14 protein-coding genes are annotated in these 17,058 nt (G+C 70.8%); 9 read left to right on the forward strand and 5 right to left on the reverse strand.

Going from position 1 to position 17,058, the window contains the following annotated elements; genetic code table 11:
- The 3 genes from AQJ91_RS09545 to AQJ91_RS09555 all read left to right on the forward strand — a co-directional run.
- On the forward strand, positions 1-1,044 hold a 1,044-nt coding region (locus AQJ91_RS09545; protein WP_234381975.1), incomplete at its 5' end, for a dihydrolipoamide acetyltransferase family protein.
- A gap of 54 nt (positions 1,045-1,098) precedes the next feature.
- Positions 1,099-1,998 carry an NTP transferase domain-containing protein gene (locus AQJ91_RS09550; RefSeq protein WP_067018420.1) on the forward strand — a complete coding sequence of 300 codons (900 nt, stop codon included), beginning with the start codon at positions 1,099-1,101 and terminating at the stop codon, positions 1,996-1,998.
- Complete coding sequence (locus AQJ91_RS09555; RefSeq protein ID WP_067018422.1) at positions 1,995-3,404, forward strand: molybdopterin molybdotransferase MoeA; 1,410 nt, start codon at positions 1,995-1,997, stop codon at positions 3,402-3,404. Before AQJ91_RS09550 ends, AQJ91_RS09555 begins: the two co-directional genes overlap by 4 nt.
- Before the next feature lie 16 nt (positions 3,405-3,420).
- Here the strand turns inward: AQJ91_RS09555 and AQJ91_RS09560 are convergent, their stop codons facing one another.
- Positions 3,421-4,269 (reverse strand): ABC transporter permease, encoded by an 849-nt coding sequence (locus AQJ91_RS09560; RefSeq protein WP_067018424.1) that lies wholly within the window; start codon positions 4,267-4,269, stop codon positions 3,421-3,423.
- Positions 4,266-5,273 carry an ATP-binding cassette domain-containing protein gene (locus AQJ91_RS09565; RefSeq protein WP_067018426.1) on the reverse strand — a complete coding sequence of 336 codons (1,008 nt, stop codon included), beginning with the start codon at positions 5,271-5,273 and terminating at the stop codon, positions 4,266-4,268. Before AQJ91_RS09565 ends, AQJ91_RS09560 begins: the two co-directional genes overlap by 4 nt.
- Before the next feature lie 194 nt (positions 5,274-5,467).
- On the opposite strand from AQJ91_RS09565, the gene AQJ91_RS09570 reads away from it, so the two are divergent.
- Together AQJ91_RS09570 and AQJ91_RS09575 are read left to right on the forward strand one after the other, a co-directional pair.
- Complete coding sequence (locus tag AQJ91_RS09570) at positions 5,468-7,282, forward strand: recombinase family protein (RefSeq protein WP_159054520.1); 1,815 nt, start codon at positions 5,468-5,470, stop codon at positions 7,280-7,282.
- Between the two features lie 59 nt (positions 7,283-7,341).
- Positions 7,342-8,364, forward strand: a complete 1,023-nt coding sequence (locus tag AQJ91_RS09575; RefSeq protein ID WP_067018430.1) for an NAD(P)H-quinone oxidoreductase — start codon at positions 7,342-7,344, stop codon at positions 8,362-8,364.
- A 120-nt stretch (positions 8,365-8,484) separates the two neighbouring features.
- On the opposite strand, the gene AQJ91_RS09580 is transcribed toward AQJ91_RS09575, so the two are convergent.
- Entirely contained in the window at positions 8,485-8,934 is a 450-nt protein-coding gene (locus AQJ91_RS09580; RefSeq protein WP_159054521.1) for a hypothetical protein, read from the reverse strand.
- 150 nt (positions 8,935-9,084) lie between these two features.
- On the opposite strand from AQJ91_RS09580, the gene AQJ91_RS09585 reads away from it, so the two are divergent.
- Positions 9,085-9,621, forward strand: a complete 537-nt coding sequence (locus tag AQJ91_RS09585) for a bacterial proteasome activator family protein (RefSeq protein ID WP_067018433.1) — start codon at positions 9,085-9,087, stop codon at positions 9,619-9,621.
- A gap of 71 nt (positions 9,622-9,692) precedes the next feature.
- Here AQJ91_RS09585 and AQJ91_RS09590 read toward each other — a convergent pair whose 3' ends face one another.
- The gene (locus AQJ91_RS09590; RefSeq protein ID WP_067018435.1) at positions 9,693-11,318 is read right to left on the reverse strand and encodes a protein kinase domain-containing protein; all 1,626 of its coding nucleotides are present in this window, start codon (positions 11,316-11,318) and stop codon (positions 9,693-9,695) included.
- 333 nt (positions 11,319-11,651) lie between these two features.
- Here AQJ91_RS09590 and AQJ91_RS09595 point away from each other — a divergent pair, with 333 nt between their 5' ends.
- Positions 11,652-13,211 carry a protein kinase domain-containing protein gene (locus AQJ91_RS09595; RefSeq protein WP_067018437.1) on the forward strand — a complete coding sequence of 520 codons (1,560 nt, stop codon included), beginning with the start codon at positions 11,652-11,654 and terminating at the stop codon, positions 13,209-13,211.
- A gap of 109 nt (positions 13,212-13,320) precedes the next feature.
- Here the strand turns inward: AQJ91_RS09595 and AQJ91_RS09600 are convergent, their stop codons facing one another.
- Positions 13,321-14,388, reverse strand: a complete 1,068-nt coding sequence (locus AQJ91_RS09600) for a phosphotransferase (RefSeq protein ID WP_067018439.1) — start codon at positions 14,386-14,388, stop codon at positions 13,321-13,323.
- Positions 14,389-14,883: 495 nt separating this feature from the next.
- Between AQJ91_RS09600 and pdhA the strand changes: the two genes are divergently transcribed.
- Both pdhA and AQJ91_RS09610 read left to right on the forward strand, forming a co-directional pair.
- Positions 14,884-16,059 (forward strand): pyruvate dehydrogenase (acetyl-transferring) E1 component subunit alpha, encoded by a 1,176-nt coding sequence (gene pdhA, locus AQJ91_RS09605; RefSeq protein ID WP_067018441.1) that lies wholly within the window; start codon positions 14,884-14,886, stop codon positions 16,057-16,059.
- Between the two features lie 2 nt (positions 16,060-16,061).
- The gene (locus AQJ91_RS09610; RefSeq protein WP_067018443.1) at positions 16,062-17,051 is read left to right on the forward strand and encodes an alpha-ketoacid dehydrogenase subunit beta; all 990 of its coding nucleotides are present in this window, start codon (positions 16,062-16,064) and stop codon (positions 17,049-17,051) included.
- The last annotated feature ends 7 nt before the right edge of the window (positions 17,052-17,058 follow it).

Genomic DNA, 17,058 nt, shown 5'->3' on the forward strand with positions numbered 1-17,058 from the left:
CCCGGCGACGACGGCACCTCGCCCGCCGACGGCCTCACCCGCAGCGACGGCCCCGTGCCATCTCGCGCGCGCGGCACGGGCGCCGCCGGCGCCGACCTGGCCGCCGAGGACGGCACCTCGCCCGCCGACGGCCCCGTGCCGGTCATCTCCCCCCTCGTACGCCGTCTCGCCCGCGAGAACGGCCTGGATCTGCGGGAGCTGACCGGCTCCGGACCCGACGGGCTGATCCTGCGCGCCGACGTGGAGTACGCGCTGCGGGCCGCCGCCGTGCAGGGGCGGGCAGCGGAGCCGGCCACCGAGCCGCACGCACGCGTGGCGCCCGCGCCGGCGACAGCGGCCCTCCCACAGACCCCCGGAGGGATCCGCGTCCCCCTCAAGGGCGTCCGCGGTGCTGTCGCCGACAAGCTCTCCCGCAGCCGACGCGAGATCCCGGACGCGACCTGCTGGGTGGACGCCGACGCGACCGAGCTCATGCGGGCGCGCACCGCGATGAACGCCGCGGGCGGCCCGAAGATCTCCGTCCTCGCCCTGCTGGCCCGCATCTGCACCGCCGCCCTGGCCCGCTTCCCCGAGCTCAACTCCAGCGTCGACCTGGCGGCCAGGGAGGTCGTCCAGTTCGACCACGTGCACCTCGGGTTCGCGGCGCAGACCGAGCGGGGACTGGTCGTGCCGGTCGTCCGGGACGCGCACGCGCGCGACGCCGAGGGGCTCACCGCGGAGTTCGCCCGGCTCACCGAGGCGGCCCGCACCGGGTCCCTGACTCCGGCGCAACTCACCGGCGGGACCTTCACGTTGAACAACTACGGGGTGTTCGGCGTCGACGGTTCCACGCCGATCATCAACCACCCCGAGGCCGCGATGCTCGGCGTCGGCCGCATCGTCCCCAAGCCGTGGGTGCACGAGGGCGAGCTGGCGGTGCGGCAGGTCGTCCAGCTCTCGCTCACCTTCGACCACCGGGTGTGCGACGGCGGCACGGCGGGCGGCTTCCTGCGGTATGTGGCGGACTGCGTGGAACAGCCGGCGGTGCTGCTGCGCACGCTGTGAATGGGCGACCTTCGGCGCGTTCCCTGTGATCGCTGCGGCACGCATACTCGGGGGGTGACCGCGTACGAGCCGAGGGACGCCGCCGACGCCGGGTACGACGCCGTCGTGCTCGCCGGCGGTGCCGCCCGGCGGCTCGGTGGCGCCGACAAGCCCGGCCTGCGCGTCGGCGGCCGGGCGCTGCTCGACCGGGTGCTCGCCGCCTGCGACGACGCCCGCGCAACCGTCGTCGTCGCCGATCCGCGCCCGACCGCGCGGCCCGTCACCTGGGCGCGCGAGGACCCGCCGGGCGGCGGACCGCTCGCCGCCCTCGACGCGGGGCTGCGGCACACCACGGCCGAACACGTCGTCGTGCTCTCCGCCGATCTGCCGTTCCTCGAAGCGGGCACGGTACGGCGGCTGCTCGGCGCCCTGCGTGCGGGCGGCGCCGACGGTGTGCTGCTCACCGACGCCGACGGCCGCGACCAGCCGCTCGTCGCCGCGTACCGGGCAGCCGCCCTGCGCCGCGAACTGGCCGCCCTCACCGACGCGCACGGCGGCCTCACCGGCCTGCCGCTGCGCCGGCTGACCGGCGCGCTCGACCTCACCCGCGTCCCGGACCCCGTCGCGTCCTTCGACTGCGACACCTGGGACGACATCACCACCGCCAGGGCACGCATCAGGGAGCATGGGCACGTGTTGGATGAATGGATTTCCGCAGTCAAGGACGAGCTGGGCATCGACCTCGACGTCGACACCAAGGTGCTGCTGGACCTGGCTCGCGACGCCGCCCACAGCGTGGCGCGGCCCGCGGCCCCGCTGACCACCTTCCTCGCCGGTTACGCCGCCGCGCAGGCAGGAGGTGGCCCCGAGGCCGTCGCCGAGGCCTCCCGCAAGGCCGCCGCCCTCGCCCTGCGCTGGGCCGAGGAGAACGCCCCGGCCGCCCCCGACGCCAAGCCCGCCCCGGACGCCGGATGACCGCCCCCGGTGTCCGCGCGGGAGAGGACGCCGAGGACCTCGACGTCGAGGAGGTACTCGCCCTCGTGAACCAGAACAACGGCCCCACCCCAGTACCGGCGCCTACGGGCACACCGCACAAGCCCGACGCCCACCACCACGCCACCCCCTGGCCCGAGGCCCGCGCAATCGCAGCCCGGGCCGCCCTCCCCCATGGCCTTAAGGGCATGGGAGGTGCCCCCATCGGCGCCCGCCGCGAGCCCGTCTCCGTCGCCCTCGACGACGCCCTGGGCCTCACCCTGGCCGCTCCCCTCAGCGCCCTCACCGACCTCCCCTCCTTCGACACCTCGGCGATGGACGGCTGGGCGGTCGCGGGCCCCGGCCCCTGGGCCGTACGGGACGAGGGCGTCCTGGCGGGGCACGCCGCGCCCGAGCCCCTGACCGACGGCGAGGCCGTCCGGATCGCCACCGGCGCCCGGATCCCCCCGGACACCACCGCCGTCCTGCGCAGCGAGCACGGCCGTACCGACGACAAGGGCCGCCTGCACCTCAACCTCCCCCACTCTCGGCCTCGCTCGAGCGGGGGGACCCCCATGCTGCAGCACGGCCAGGACATCCGCCCCCGCGGCCAGGAGTGCCGCAGCGGCGACCAGCTCCTGCCCGTCGGCACCCTCGTGACCCCGGCCGTCCTCGGGCTGGCCGCGGCCGCCGGATACGACACCGTCACCGCCGTCCCCCGCCCCCGCGCCGAAGTGCTGATCCTCGGCGACGAACTACTCACCGAGGGGCGCCCGTACGGCGGCCTGATCCGCGACGCGCTCGGCCCGATGCTGCCGCCCTGGCTGCGCGCCCTCGGCGCCGAGATCACCGCCGTACGCCGGATCGGCGACGACGCAGACGCCCTGCACCGGGCGATCACGAAGTCCGGCGCGGACCTGATCGTCACCACCGGCGGCACCGCGTCCGGCCCGGTCGACCACGTCCACCCCACCCTGCGCCGCATCGGCGCCGAGCTCCTGGTGGACGGCGTCAAGGTACGCCCCGGCCACCCCATGCTGCTGGCCCGGATCAAGGACAACCAGCACCTCGTCGGCCTCCCCGGCAACCCGCTCGCCGCCGTCTCCGGCCTGCTCACCCTCGCCGAACCCCTGCTGCGCACCCTCGCCGCACGCCCGGCCCCGGAGCCGTACGCCCTGCCGTTGCAGGAAGCCGCGCACGGGCACCCGTACGACACCCGGCTCATCCCCGTCGTCCTGCGCGGCGACCGCGCCCTGCCGCTGCACTACAACGGCCCGGCCATGCTGCGCGGCATCGCGGCGGCCGACGCCCTCGCCGTCGTACCCCCGGGCGGCGCCCGCGCGGGTCAGGAGGCGGAACTCCTCGACCTGCCGTGGGCGACCGCCGGAATCGGGGTGTGTTTCACGTGAAACACAGCGGGGCTGATCACTTGCGGTTGTAGAGCCGCATCGTGACCGGCCCGAAGATCAGCAGGAACAGGCCCGCCCAGCCCAGCGACCAGGCGATCTCGTCCGCCGGCCAGTCGCCCGCCATCAACTCGCGGACGGCCGACGCCAGATGGGAGATCGGGCTGTTGTTGACGAAGGCCTGCAGCCAGCCCGGCATGGTCTTCGGGTCGACGAAGACGTTGGACAGGAACGTCAGCGGGAAGATCACCATCATGCTGACGCCCATCACCGACTTCTCGGTGCGCAGCATCAGCCCGAACATCGTCCAGATCCACGAGAACGCGAACGAGAACACGACCAGCAGCGCGATCCCGGCGACCACACCGACGACCCCGCCGTCCGGGCGGTAGCCGAGGATCATGCCGACGGTGAGCATCACGACCGACGCGATCGTGTAGCGCAGGGCGTCGCCGAGGAGATAGCCGACCATCGTGGACGGCCGCCAGATGGGCAGCGACCGGAACCGGTCGAAGACGCCCTTCTCGATGTCCGTGTTCACCGAGACCCCGGTGTACATCGTGATCATCACGACCGACATCACCAGGATGCCCGGCAGCAGGAACTGGATGTACTCCTTCGGGGACCCGGCCAGGGCGCCCCCGAACAGGTACGTGTACATCAGCACCATCATGATCGGGAACGCGGTGACGTCGAAGAGCTGCTCGGGTACGTGCTTGATCTTGAGCATCGCCCGCCAGCCGAAGGTCAGCGAGGCCGACAGGGCGCTGGGCCGTGGCGGCCGCTCCCCGGAGACGAGCAGCGCGGCGAGGGACTCGGCGCTGACGGGGGCGAGGTCCTTGGTCTCGGTCGTAGTCGCGGTGCTCATGCCGCCACCTCGTCCTTCGAGTCGTGGGCGTCGTGAGTGTCGTGTCCGGTGAGGGCGAGGAACACCTCGTCCAGGCTGGGCTGGCCCAGCGAGAAGTTGTCGACGGTGATGCCGGTGCGGGCCAGTTCGGCGAGTGCGCGGGAGGCCTGCTCCGCGGCCGAGTCGCTCCTCGCCGTACCGAGGCGGGCCGTCAGCGCCACTGGGTCCGGCTCCAGCTGCACGTCCGCGTTCAGCGCCAGCCGCAGCACCTGCTCGGCCTCCGGCCGCTGTGCCGGGTCGCGCAGCCGCAGATGGACGGATCCGGCGCCGACGGACGCCTTCAGCTCGCCCTTGGTGCCCTCGGCGATCACCTTGCCGCGGTCGATGACGGCGATCCGGGACGCCAGCTGGTCCGCCTCGTCCAGATACTGCGTGGTCAGCAGCACGGTGGTGCCCTGGGCGACCACCGCGCGCACGATGTCCCACACCTGGTTGCGGCTGCGCGGGTCGAGTCCGGTCGTCGGCTCGTCGAGGAAGAGCAGGTCGGGGGTGTTGAGGATGGACGCGGCGATGTCGATACGGCGCCGCATGCCGCCCGAGTAGTGCTTGACCTGCTTCCCGGCCGCGTCCGAGAGCCCGAAGGCCTCCAGAAGCTGCCCGGAACGCGTCCGCGCCGCGTGCTTGCCGTGGCCGAGGAGGCGGCCGAGCAGGACCAGGTTCTCGGTGCCGGTGAGGTCCTCGTCCACGGACGCGTACTGCCCGGTCAGGCTCACCCGGCCGCGCACCACGTCGGCCTCGCGCACCACGTCGTGCCCGAAGACGTGCGCCTGACCGCCGTCGGGCCGCAGCAGGGTCGCGAGCATCTTCACTGTCGTCGTCTTCCCGGCGCCGTTCGGCCCGAGGACTCCGTACACCGTGCCGGCGGGGACCGCGAGGTCGACGCCGTCCACGGCCCGTGTCTCACCGAACGTCTTCACCAGGCCCGCGGTCTCGATCGCGAGACCGGACGTCGTCTGCGTGCTCATGCTTCGGGTCCTTCCACGGGGTTCTTCCACGTGCTTGGGCTACGCATGGGGAGACTTTTACGGTCGCGCAAACTCATCGGTTCCGCACGGGGATTTCCCGCGGACCCGCCCAAAGACGGAGGGGTATGGGACCGAGGACCGAGGTGTTGGTACACCCGCCCCGACATGACGTCGCCATCTCCTACTCCGAACGGGTGACCATTTCCGAGATGGGCTGCATCGTCTCCTTTAGGTCATATGAAATTCCCCCCATGTCATCTAATGTGCAGAACAGCTGCGCTGCCGACTCAGCCGCCGACGATCAGCCCCGCGCCGTTCTCTATGCCCGTCAGTCCAAGCTGAACGAGGACGGCAGTGAGGCAAGCCCGGTCATGCAGTGGGAAGCGGGAGAAACGTTGTGTGCGGCCCGTGGCTACCGGGTCGTGCACCGGTTCAAGGACGTTGGGAAGTCCGGTTGGGACCCCGGAACGCAGCGCCAGGGCTTCGAAGAATTGATGCGGTGGGTCCGTGGGGGCGAGTGCGACGTGGTTGTGATCTTCACCTTGTCCCGCCTGACCCGCCTGGGCGCACAAGAAGCCTTCGCCATCGAGACGGAGATGCGGGATCACGGCGTCTCACTCGTCAGCGTCCGCGAGCCGTACTTGGACACCAACAACCCGATCGGTGCCGGAATCTTTGCCATCATCGCGGGACTCGCCAAGCAAGAGAGTGACATCAAGTCGGCGTTCATCAGCAACACGAAGGAGCTCGCCCGCAAGGCGGGTGGTCATGTGTCCGGTACCGCGCCGTTCTGGGGGACGAACGAGAAGGCATTCACCGAAGACGACGTGAAGTACGTCAAGATCGTCCCGACTGGTGAAGGGCGCCAGACGGTCCTGCTCATGCGGGACATGGCGATGAAGGACCGTCTGACGCCGGGGGAGATCGCCGAGAAGCTGACCGACAACCCCCGCACCCCTCCGCCTGGTTGGCGGGCGGTGCAAGGCAAGGCGCGCGTCGAGGCTCGGCGGAAGCGCGGCACGTACAAGGCATTCCCCGACAAGCCGAGATGGACCCCGCAAGCCGTTCTGCGGACGCTTCGTGACCCGCGCATCGCGGGCATGGCCGCCAACCGCGTGGGCTCCGACAAGTGGGAGATCCGGCGCAACGCCGACGGAGACCCGATCCACGTGCACGAGCCGATCATCACCCCCGCTGAGTGGTACGCACTGCAGATCGCGATCTCCACGGAGGGGAAGCACCGGCGCGAGTACCACGGCGGTACTTACCTGCTGACCGGCTGGCCGTTCCTGTATTCGTACTGCGGCGCCACGATGAGCACCACCATCACGAAGGGGGTGCCTCGCTACCGGAGCAACCGGGAGGTCAGTGCAGCGCGCCAGATGTGCAAGCAGCGGGTCAGCATTCAGGTTGAGGCGACAGACGACTACCTGGTCCGGCAGGTGTGGGCGCGTGTCATGAACGCCGACCCGGAAGATCCCGAAGACGCAACTCTGTTGGCCGCCGCTGCTCAGCGCTTCGCCCAGCGGCAGGACACGGTCGGTGTCGCCTTCGAGTGCAACGAACTTGAAGCGCAGATCGAGCACACGCAGGAGAGCCTGCGACAGATCTACGACGACCGCCGGGCGGGGCTCTACAAGGGGGCCGTGGGCCAAGCAGCGTTCATCGATGCCGTGCGGTCCATGCAGCTCACCGAAGAGACGTGCACGGTTCGGCTGCGGGAACTGCGCGAGACGCAGGTGAACATGGTGCGCCTGCCGTTGAATGAGTGGATCGAGGCAGCCGGACCAGAGCCGATCGGCGAAGGTACGCCATGGTCCACATGGACCATGGCCGAACGGCGCGACTTCCTTAAACTCTGGGTTGACCATGTCGAGGTGCTCCCTGGCACACCGGGCCGGAAGGAAGTAGTCGTTGCGGAACGCCTACTCATTCACTGGGCACGTCCGTTTACGGAAGCGACAGAAGACGCAGAAGACCAACAAGCCATGCCGGAAGAAGCCGCGTAACGGGCTACTGGCAGCGGGCGGGGGCTTTTGAACTCTGTGGCGGGAGTAGCGTCGCCCGTATGAAGGCAGTCACCATCACGCAGCCAGGCGGCCCCGAAGTGCTTGAGTGGACGGACGTGCCGGACCCTGTACCCCAGACCGGGGAAGTTCTCATCGAGGTGGAGGCAAGTGCTGTGAACCGCGCTGACATCCTCCAGCGACAGGGGCTCTACGACCCGCCCCCCGGTACCTCTCCGTACCCGGGATTGGAGTGCTCCGGCCGAATCGCCGCCCTTGGTCCCGGCGTCGCCAGTTGGACTGTGGGGGATGAGGTGTGTGCTCTGCTGACTGGCGGCGGGTACGCCGAGAAAGTCATCGCTCCCGTTGGACAGGTGCTCCCTATCCCTAAAGGTGTGGGCCTGGTAGAGGCCGCGGCCCTCCCCGAAGTCACCTGTACTGTCTGGTCCAATCTCTTCGGATGGTTCGACGGAGGAGACCTCACAAGTTCCGGCCTCTTCGCGGCCGCCCACCTCCGTCCCGGCGAGACCCTGCTGGTGCACGGCGGCTCCAGCGGCATCGGCACGATGGCGATCCAGCTGGCCAAGGCGGTCGGTGCCAAGGTCGCCGTCACGGCCGGCACGCGGGAGAAGCTGGACCGGTGCGCCGAGCTGGGCGCCGACATCCTGGTCAACTACCGGGAGCAGGACTTCGTCGCCGCGGTCAGGAAGGCCACCAACGGCGCGGGCGCCGACGTCATCCTCGACAACATGGGCGCCAAGTACCTCGACCGCAACGTCAAGGCGCTCGCCGTCAACGGCCGCCTCGCGATCATCGGCATGCAGGGTGGAGTCAAGGGTGAGCTGAACATCGGCGCCCTCCTCGCCAAGCGCGCCGCGATCAGCGCGACCTCGCTGCGCGCCCGCCCGCTCGGCGAGAAGGCGGCGATCGTCGCGGCCGTACGCGAGCACGTCTGGCCCCTGATCGACGCCGGCCACGTACGCCCGGTCGTCGACCGAGAGGTCCCGATGAGCGATGCGGCCGCGGCACACCGGGTGGTGGAGGAGAGCGGCCACGTGGGCAAGGTCCTGTTGGTCGCCCCGTAGCTTCCCGGCCTGATCCGATCCGCCGGGCGGGCCCTCAGGGCGTGTCTTTCGGATCACCCTGGGGCCGCGGGCCAGGGCAGGCACCGCAGCACTGAGCCGGGCTGATCCGCCGTACACGCCCTAGCCGCGCCGCACCCGCAGTCCGACGAAGGCGAGCCCCAGTCCGAGCCCGATGAGCACCAGCCCGCTGCCCAGTGGCAGTACCTGGTACACGGGCTCAGCGGGGTCCTCGGCCCGGGTGACGGCCTCCCGCTCGGTCGGAGGCGGCGCAGAGGGCACGAGGTGGCCGTTCTCCTCGGGCTCCAGGACCTCCCGGGCGGGCGGTCCGGAGGCGTCCGGACTCTCGGCGGCCCCCTCCACCTGCCGCCCCGGCCGCTCCCGGCCCTCGCCCGCCCGGCTTCCGGCCCGGGATGGGTCAGGGGAGGTGGAGGCGGCGATGACCTCACCGGGCGCGCCCTCCGCGCCGTACGACGGCACAGCCCCGTAGCCCCCGACGACCAGGCCCGCCACCAGCACGCCCAGCAGGCCCGTCCCCCGTACCCCCTGCACTGTCCGCAGCCATGGAGTCACGGAACAAGCCTCACATCTCCCGTCACCCCCGGCATTCCGGACTCCGCCACCGGGCCGACCCGGACGGAAACCTCCCCTCCGTAAACGGTGGATCACCTCACACGGGGGGCACCACGGTGATGAGGTGTAGGGGTGCGAGAGAATGGCGGCATGGAGATGCCGAGGAACGACAGGTCGCCCGAGAACCCCCAGATCCTGGTCGTGGGCCAGGACGGGATGGCGCTCGGCGGCGTTGGAGACGAGGACTCCCGCGAGGTCCCGGTGACGGAGATGGTCGAGCAGCCGGCGAAGGTCATGCGGATCGGCAGCATGATCAAGCAGCTGCTCGAAGAGGTGCGCGCGGCTCCCCTGGACGAGGCGAGCCGGGTCCGGCTCAAGGAGATCCACGCCAGCTCGGTCAAGGAGCTGGAGGACGGTCTGGCACCGGAGCTCGTCGAGGAGCTGGAGCGGATCTCCCTGCCGTTCACGGACGAGGCGACCCCGAGCGACGCGGAACTGCGGATCGCGCAGGCCCAGTTGGTCGGCTGGCTGGAGGGCCTCTTCCATGGCATCCAGACCACCCTGTTCGCCCAGCAGATGGCCGCCCGCGCCCAGCTGGAGCAGATGCGCCGCGCCCTCCCCCCGGGCGCCGGCCACGAGGACGGCGAGCACCCCCCGGGCGGCCGCTCGGGCGGGCCGTACCTGTAAGGACGTAGCAGCGACCTCATACGCGAAGGGCCCGGCAGCCAGTGCTGTCGGGCCCGTTCACTTGGCGTGGATCACGCGGGGTTGCCCGTGGAGATCGTGAACTTGAACGTCGGCGGCTTCGCAGGGTCGAAGTCCGTGCGCGCCTTGGGGGACTGGTCCAGCACCGTGCCGTCGCCGAAGGTGTTCTCGTCCTCGTACGACGGGTCGTAAGTCCACCCGGCGGCCTTCAGACAGGCGACAACCGAGTCCCAGTTCTTGAACGTGAGCTCCGGCATCTGCACCTGATCGGGGTCGTTGTACGACTCCCGCGGTTCGGTGCACTCGGTCGTCTCGACCGTCTTCGCCGTGTCCGGCCCGCGATAGCCCGGTTTGTGGCTCGTCGCCGAGGCGCTGGGGGCGGACTCGGGGTCCTCCGACCCGCCGTTGTTCAGCGTCAGCGCCGCGATCAGGCCGCCGATCGCCACGAGGGACACCACGATCGAGCCGATGATCACCGCCTTGTTGCTCTTCCCGCCGCCGCCCGACGACGGGGCCGGCGTCTGCGGCGAGAGGTTGTACGGCGGAGGCGTCGCCCCACCCGGCTGCGGTGAGTACGCGGCGGGCGCCGGCGTCTGGTAGCCGGGCTGCTGCGGGTAGCCGTACGCCGGAGGGGGCGTCGGGGCGCCGTACGGGATCGGCGCCGGGGTCGGCTGGTACGGCGTCTGGACGCCGCCGGTGTGCGGCGGGGGCGTCTGGCCGACCGGCGGGAACACCGCGGAGCCGACCCCGGCGCCGCTGGAGGTCTGCGCGCCCGGCACGATGCTCGGCGCGGCCGCCTGGAAGGAGGACGCCACCCGCAGGCACTCGTCGCGCATGGCCTCGGCGCTCGGGAAACGTTCGTTCGGGTTCTTCTTCAGCGCCCGGGCGACCAGCGCGTCCACGGCCGGCGGCAGCGCGCGGTTGATGGAGGACGGAGCCACCGGCTCCTCCTGCACATGCGCGTACGCGATCGCCAGCGGCGAGTCCGCCTCGAACGGCAGCCGCCCGGTGACCAGTTGGAACAGCATGATGCCGACCGAGTAGAGGTCGGAGCGGGCGTCCACACCGCGGCCCAGGGCCTGCTCGGGCGAGAGGTACTGCGGGGTGCCGACGACCATGCCGGTCTGCGTCATCGACGTGACGCCGGACTGCATGGCGCGCGCGATGCCGAAGTCCATCACCTTGACGACGCCGCGCTTGGTCATCATCACGTTGCCCGGCTTGATGTCGCGGTGGACCAGGCCCATCTCGTGGCTGATCTCCAGCGCCGCCAGCACATCGGCGGTGACCTTCAGCGCCTTGTCGGCGGGCATCGCGCCGAACTGCCGTACGTCCGCGTCCAGTATCGAGCCGAGGGGGCGGCCCTCCACGTACTCCATGACGATGTACGGCGTCGTCATGCCGTCGAGGTCGTCCTCGCCGGTGTCGAAGACCGAGACGATGTTGGTGTGCGTGAGCTTGGCCACGGCCTGGGCCTCGCGGCGGAAGCGCTCACGGAAGGCCTGCTCACGGCCGAGCTCGGTGTGCAGTGTCTTGACCGCGACCTGCCGGTCGAGCACGGCGTCGTACGCGAGGTGCACCGAGGCCATGCCGCCCTCGCCGAGCAAGTCACGCAGCTGATAACGGTTGTTGGCGAGCGCCCGCCCCGCGTACCGGCCCTGAACGCCGTCCTGGCTCATGTTTCCGTGTCCCCCATAGCCTTCAGACGCCGTCGATAATCGTTGATCGAATGTGTCATTCTCGGCCAAGTCTGCCCCAGGGCACTGACACGTCAAGCTCGGTGCCCGTTCCGTGACCGTACGCGAAGAAGCGTCGCGGAAGCGTTACGAGGGCCGTACCGCCGGTACACAGAATTTGCACGAGAGCCGTCGGTGCCGGTTTCATGGCCGGTCCGTCGCGTACCGGTCCCGGCGACCGTCCCGGACCGGCGGCTTGCACGGAGGCTGTAGCGTGGCCGACGGAGACCGTAACAACACCGCGCGCACCGCGGGCAGAAACGACGGCGAGGACTGATGGCACAGCAGCAGCGCGCTCAGGGCCCGTCCGACCCCGAGGCGGCTGGCGGCGGTATGTCAGACGCGCCGGAAATGTGGGGTAATGGCGGACTTGTCGGGGACGGCCGTTATCGGCTGACCCGCAGACTCGGCCGGGGCGGCATGGCCGAGGTCTTCGCGGCCGAGGACGTCCGCCTCGGACGCACCGTGGCGGTCAAGCTGCTGCGCGCCGACCTCGCCGAGGACCCCGTGTCCAAGGCCCGCTTCACGCGCGAGGCCCAGTCGGTGGCCGGCCTCAACCATCATGCGATCGTCGCCGTGTACGACTCCGGCGAGGACTCTGTGGGCGGCCATTCGGTGCCTTACATCGTGATGGAGATCGTCGAGGGCCGGACGATCCGCGACCTGCTGCTCAACGCCGAGGCGCCGGGCCCCGAGCAGGCCCTGATCATCGTCTCCGGCGTCCTGGAGGCGCTGGCCTACTCGCACCAGCACGGCATCGTGCACCGCGACATCAAGCCGGCCAACGTCATCATCACGCACGGCGGCGCCGTGAAGGTGATGGACTTCGGCATCGCGCGCGCCCTGCACGGCGCCCAGTCGACCATGACGCAGACCGGCATGGTCATGGGCACCCCGCAGTACCTCTCCCCGGAGCAGGCCCTCGGCAAGGCCGTCGACCACCGCTCCGACCTGTACGCGACGGGCTGTCTGCTCTACGAACTCCTCGCGCTGCGGCCCCCGTTCACCGGCGAGACCCCGCTGTCGGTGGTCTACCAGCACGTCCAGGACATCCCGACGGCCCCGTCCGAGGTCTCCGACGGCTGCCCGCCCGAGCTCGACGGCCTGGTCATGCGCTCGCTGGCCAAGGAGCCGGACGACCGGTTCCAGACGGCCGAGGAGATGCGCGGGCTGGTCCAGTACGGCCTGCAGATGCTGTACGAGCAGGGCGGCCACACCGGCACCTGGAACACCGGCCCGGTGGCGGTGCACGACGGCCGGCACACCCCGGCGGCGGGCTTCGCCCATACGACCGTGATGCCGCACCCCGGTGACTCGGGCTCCGGTACGACGCAGATCCCGCAGCCGATCCTGCCCTCCAGATACGGGGGCGGCGACGACGGCGGCTTCGAGGGGCACGGCAACCGGGGCGGCGGCCGCGGCAAGCTGTGGATCCTCGCCGTCCTCGCGGTGATCGCCATCGCGGCGGGTGTCGCGCTGGCGTTGCAGAACGGCGGTGGCAACGGGGGCGGTACGGGCACCACGCCGTCGCCGACCACCTCGCAGACCACCGACGACGACCAGGCCAGCGAGACGCCGAGTGACGACGTCACCGAGGAGCCCACCGACACGGCCACGGACGACGGCACCGGCACGGGCACCGGCTCGGAGTGGACGCCGTCGTACACACCCTCGTACACGCCGTCCCCGACGTTCAGCGAGGACCCGACCCAGGACCCGACGACCGACCCGACGACCGAGGAGCCGACGGAGCAGCCGACCGACCCGGCGACGCAGCCGTCGGCGCCCATCACCCCGACGGCCGCCCCCACGGGCGACCAGGACGGCGACAGCTGACCGTCCGGCGGCGACCTTCACGCGCGCGTGCGCCCCGGGAACGGGCGGCACGCGCGCGTGGCGTTTCACGGCCCACTACGCGCGCGTGCCGCTCGCGAGGCCGCCCCGGTCACTCCACGAACGCGTCGCACACCGCGTCGTACTCCCGTGTCCACCACACCGCCAGCGCCGACGCCGCCGGGAACTGGGGGTCCGCGCGGGTGTCGCCCCGCTCGTAGTGCCAGCGCAGCATCCAGAAGTCGTTGAGGCGCTCCCACCACACCCGGTGCACGGCCGCCGCGAGCTCCGAGGGTGTGGCGCCCGCGGTACGCCGGTACGCGCGCGCGTACTTCCGCACCTTCGGCAGGTCGAGCGCCCCCGCGGGCCGTACGAAGAAGATCGCGGCGGCGCGTACGGCCTCCTCCGCGCGGGGCTGTATGCCGAGCCGGTCCCAGTCGACGATCGCGGCGGGCGCGTCGCCCTTGTAGAGCAGGTTGAACGGGTGGAAGTCCCCGTGCACCCAGCCGACCGAGCCGCCGCGCGGGGGACGCCGGTCGGCGTGCTGCTCGAGCAGGGCGCGGCGTTCCAGGAGGCGGTGGCGGGCCAGTTCGTCGAAGGAGTCGGCGGGGCGGTGGCGGCGTACGCGGGTGAGCAGGTCGTCGATGAGGGCGAAGGTGTCGGCGGGGTCGGCGCTCCTGGCGAGCGCCCTGGCGGACGTCCCGGCCGGTGACCCGGAGAGCGCCCCCGTAGCCGCCTTGGCCGGTACCGCACCGGTCGCCCGCCCCTCCGTCGGCATCACCCGCTCCAGACCGGCGTGTACGGCCCCCAGCAGCGCCCCCAGCCGTCCGCACTGGCCGGCGGTGAGCTGGCCGCCGTGCCGGTGCCGTCCCTCGATCCACGGGTGCAGGGCGTAGGCGTGGCCGCCGACGACGGCGACCGTACGTCCGTCGCGTCCGGCCAGCGGGGGCGCCACCGGGACGCCCAGGTCGGCCAGGCGCTGGGTGGCCCGGTGCTGGCGGGCGATGGCGGCCGGGGCGGCGGTCTCGGGGTCGAAGTGGTGCTTGAGGAAGTAGCGGCCGCGGGTCGTGCACAGCCGGTAGCCGCGGTTCAGCAGCCCCTGGTCGACGGGTTCGCAGGTCAGGGCGGAACCGGCGGCGTACTGGCGGAGCAGGGCGCCCAGCGGGGGCGCGTGAGGCATGAGGGGTGGTACATGGGAGCGCGGCACGCGGCAGATGCTAGGGCACGATCCGGGCCTGTGAACTGGGGGTTGTCACAGACAGTCGTCGGCATTCACATTCGGTCATGGGCGTGCGTGAAGTGGCGTTCCAGGAGCGGATCTCCCCGCGCACCTGTACGCCGCGCCGGACGACCGCAGTGATCTGCCCTCGGTGGACTCTTCCCGTGACCTGGGTCACCGATATAACGTGCCGTTGTTCCGGCCCCCTGCAAGGCTGTGACCAGGAGTTGTTCCCGACTTTTGCGATTTACTTGGAAATCCAAGCAAAAACGCAGGTCAGGAGGGGTTTCACAGAATTGTGGAGCACTGGGTAACGTGCCTTTTGCAGGGCGCTCGCCGGGGCACCTGTCACGCCTGTTCCCGAACGAGCGCGCCCACCCTGTGCGTCCGTACGGCGGCAGGTGAGCCGCACTGGCACCCGGCGAACCCGGGAGCCGGACCGACGGAGGAGCACACGTGACCGTGGAGAGCACTGCCGCGCGCAAGCCGCGACGCAGCGCCGGTACCAAGAGCACGGCCGGCAAGCGAACGACCGCAAGGAAGTCGCCGGACGCCGAGCACGAGCCGGTGCAGCTGCTGACGCCTGAGGGCGAACGCGTCAAGAATGCCGAGTACGACAAGTACGTCGACGACATCACCCCCGAAGAGCTCCGTGGTCTGTACCGCGACATGGTGCTCACCCGGCGCTTCGACGCCGAGGCCACCTCCCTGCAGCGCCAGGGCGAACTGGGCCTGTGGGCGTCGCTGCTCGGCCAGGAGGCCGCCCAGATCGGCTCCGGCCGGGCCCTGCGCGACGACGACTACGTCTTCCCGACCTACCGCGAACACGGCGTCGCCTGGTGCCGCGGAGTCGACCCGACCAACCTGCTCGGCATGTTCCGCGGCGTCAACAACGGCGGCTGGGACCCGAACGGCAACAACTTCCACCTCTACACGATCGTCATCGGCTCCCAGACGCTGCACGCCACGGGCTACGCGATGGGCATCACCAAGGACGGAGCCGACAGCGCGGTCATCGCGTACTTCGGCGACGGCGCGAGCAGCCAGGGTGATGTGGCCGAGTCGTTCACCTTCTCCGCGGTCTACAACGCCCCGGTCGTCTTCTTCTGCCAGAACAACCAGTGGGCGATCTCCGAGCCCACCGAGAAGCAGACCCGGGTGCCGCTGTACCAGCGCGCGCAGGGCTACGGCTTCCCCGGCGTACGCGTCGACGGCAACGACGTCCTCGCCAGCCTGGCCGTCACCAAGTGGGCCCTGGAGCGGGCCCGCAGCGGCGAGGGCCCGACGCTGGTCGAGGCGTACACGTACCGCATGGGCGCCCACACCACCTCCGACGACCCCTCCCGGTACCGGGGTGACGAGGAGCGTCTCGCCTGGGAGGCCAAGGACCCGATCCTGCGCCTTCGCCGCTTCCTGGAGGCCTCAAACCACGCGGACGAGGGATTTTTCGCGGAACTCGAGGCCGAGAGCGAGGCGTTGGGCAAACGAGTGCGCGAGGCGGTCCGCGCCATGCCGGACCCGGACCACTTCGCCATCTTCGAGAACGTGTACGCGGACGGGCACGCGCTCGTCGATGAGGAGCGAGCCCAGTTCGCCGCCTACCAGGCGTCGTTCGCGGACGAGGGGGTCTGATCATGGCGGCGGAGACTACTAAGAACATGGCGCTGGCCAAGGCGATCAACGAATCGCTGCGCCACGCCCTGGACGCGGACCCCAAGGTCCTCATCATGGGCGAGGACGTCGGCAAGCTCGGCGGCGTGTTCCGCGTGACGGACGGCCTCCAGAAGGACTTCGGCGAGAGCCGGGTCATCGACACCCCTCTCGCCGAGTCCGGCATCGTGGGCACGGCGATCGGCCTGGCCCTCCGCGGCTACCGCCCGGTCGTGGAGATCCAGTTCGACGGCTTCGTCTTCCCGGCCTACGACCAGATCGTCACGCAGCTCGCGAAGATGCACGCGCGCTCCCTGGGCAAGGTCAAGCTCCCGGTCGTCGTCCGCATCCCCTACGGCGGCGGCATCGGCGCGGTCGAGCACCACAGTGAGTCCCCCGAGTCGCTCTTCGCGCACGTGGCGGGCCTGAAGATCGTCAGCCCGTCGAACGCCGGCGACGCCTACTGGATGATGCAGCAGGCCATCCAGAGCGACGACCCGGTGATCTTCTTCGAGCCGAAGCGGCGCTACTGGGACAAGGGCGAGGTCAACACCGAGGCGATCCCGGGCCCGCTGCACAAGGCGCGTGTCGTCAGGGAGGGCACCGACCTCACCCTGGTTGCCTACGGCCCGATGGTGAAGCTCTGCCAGGAGGTCGCGAACGCCGCCGCCGAGGAGGGCCGCTCCCTGGAGGTCCTGGACCTGCGCTCGGTGTCCCCCCTCGACTTCGACGCCATCCAGGCGTCGGTGGAGAAGACCCGCCGCCTGGTCGTGGTCCACGAGGCCCCGGTGTTCTTCGGCTCGGGTGCGGAGATCGCGGCGAGGATCACGGAGCGCTGCTTCTACCACCTGGAGGCCCCGGTACTCAGGGTCGGCGGCTACCACGCCCCGTATCCGCCGGCCCGCCTGGAGGACGAGTACCTGCCGGGCCTGGACCGGGTACTCGACGCCGTCGACCGTGCCCTGGCGTACTGAGGAGAGG

The organism is Streptomyces dysideae (assembly GCF_001514305.1).
GTDB lineage: Bacteria > Actinomycetota > Actinomycetes > Streptomycetales > Streptomycetaceae > Streptomyces > Streptomyces dysideae.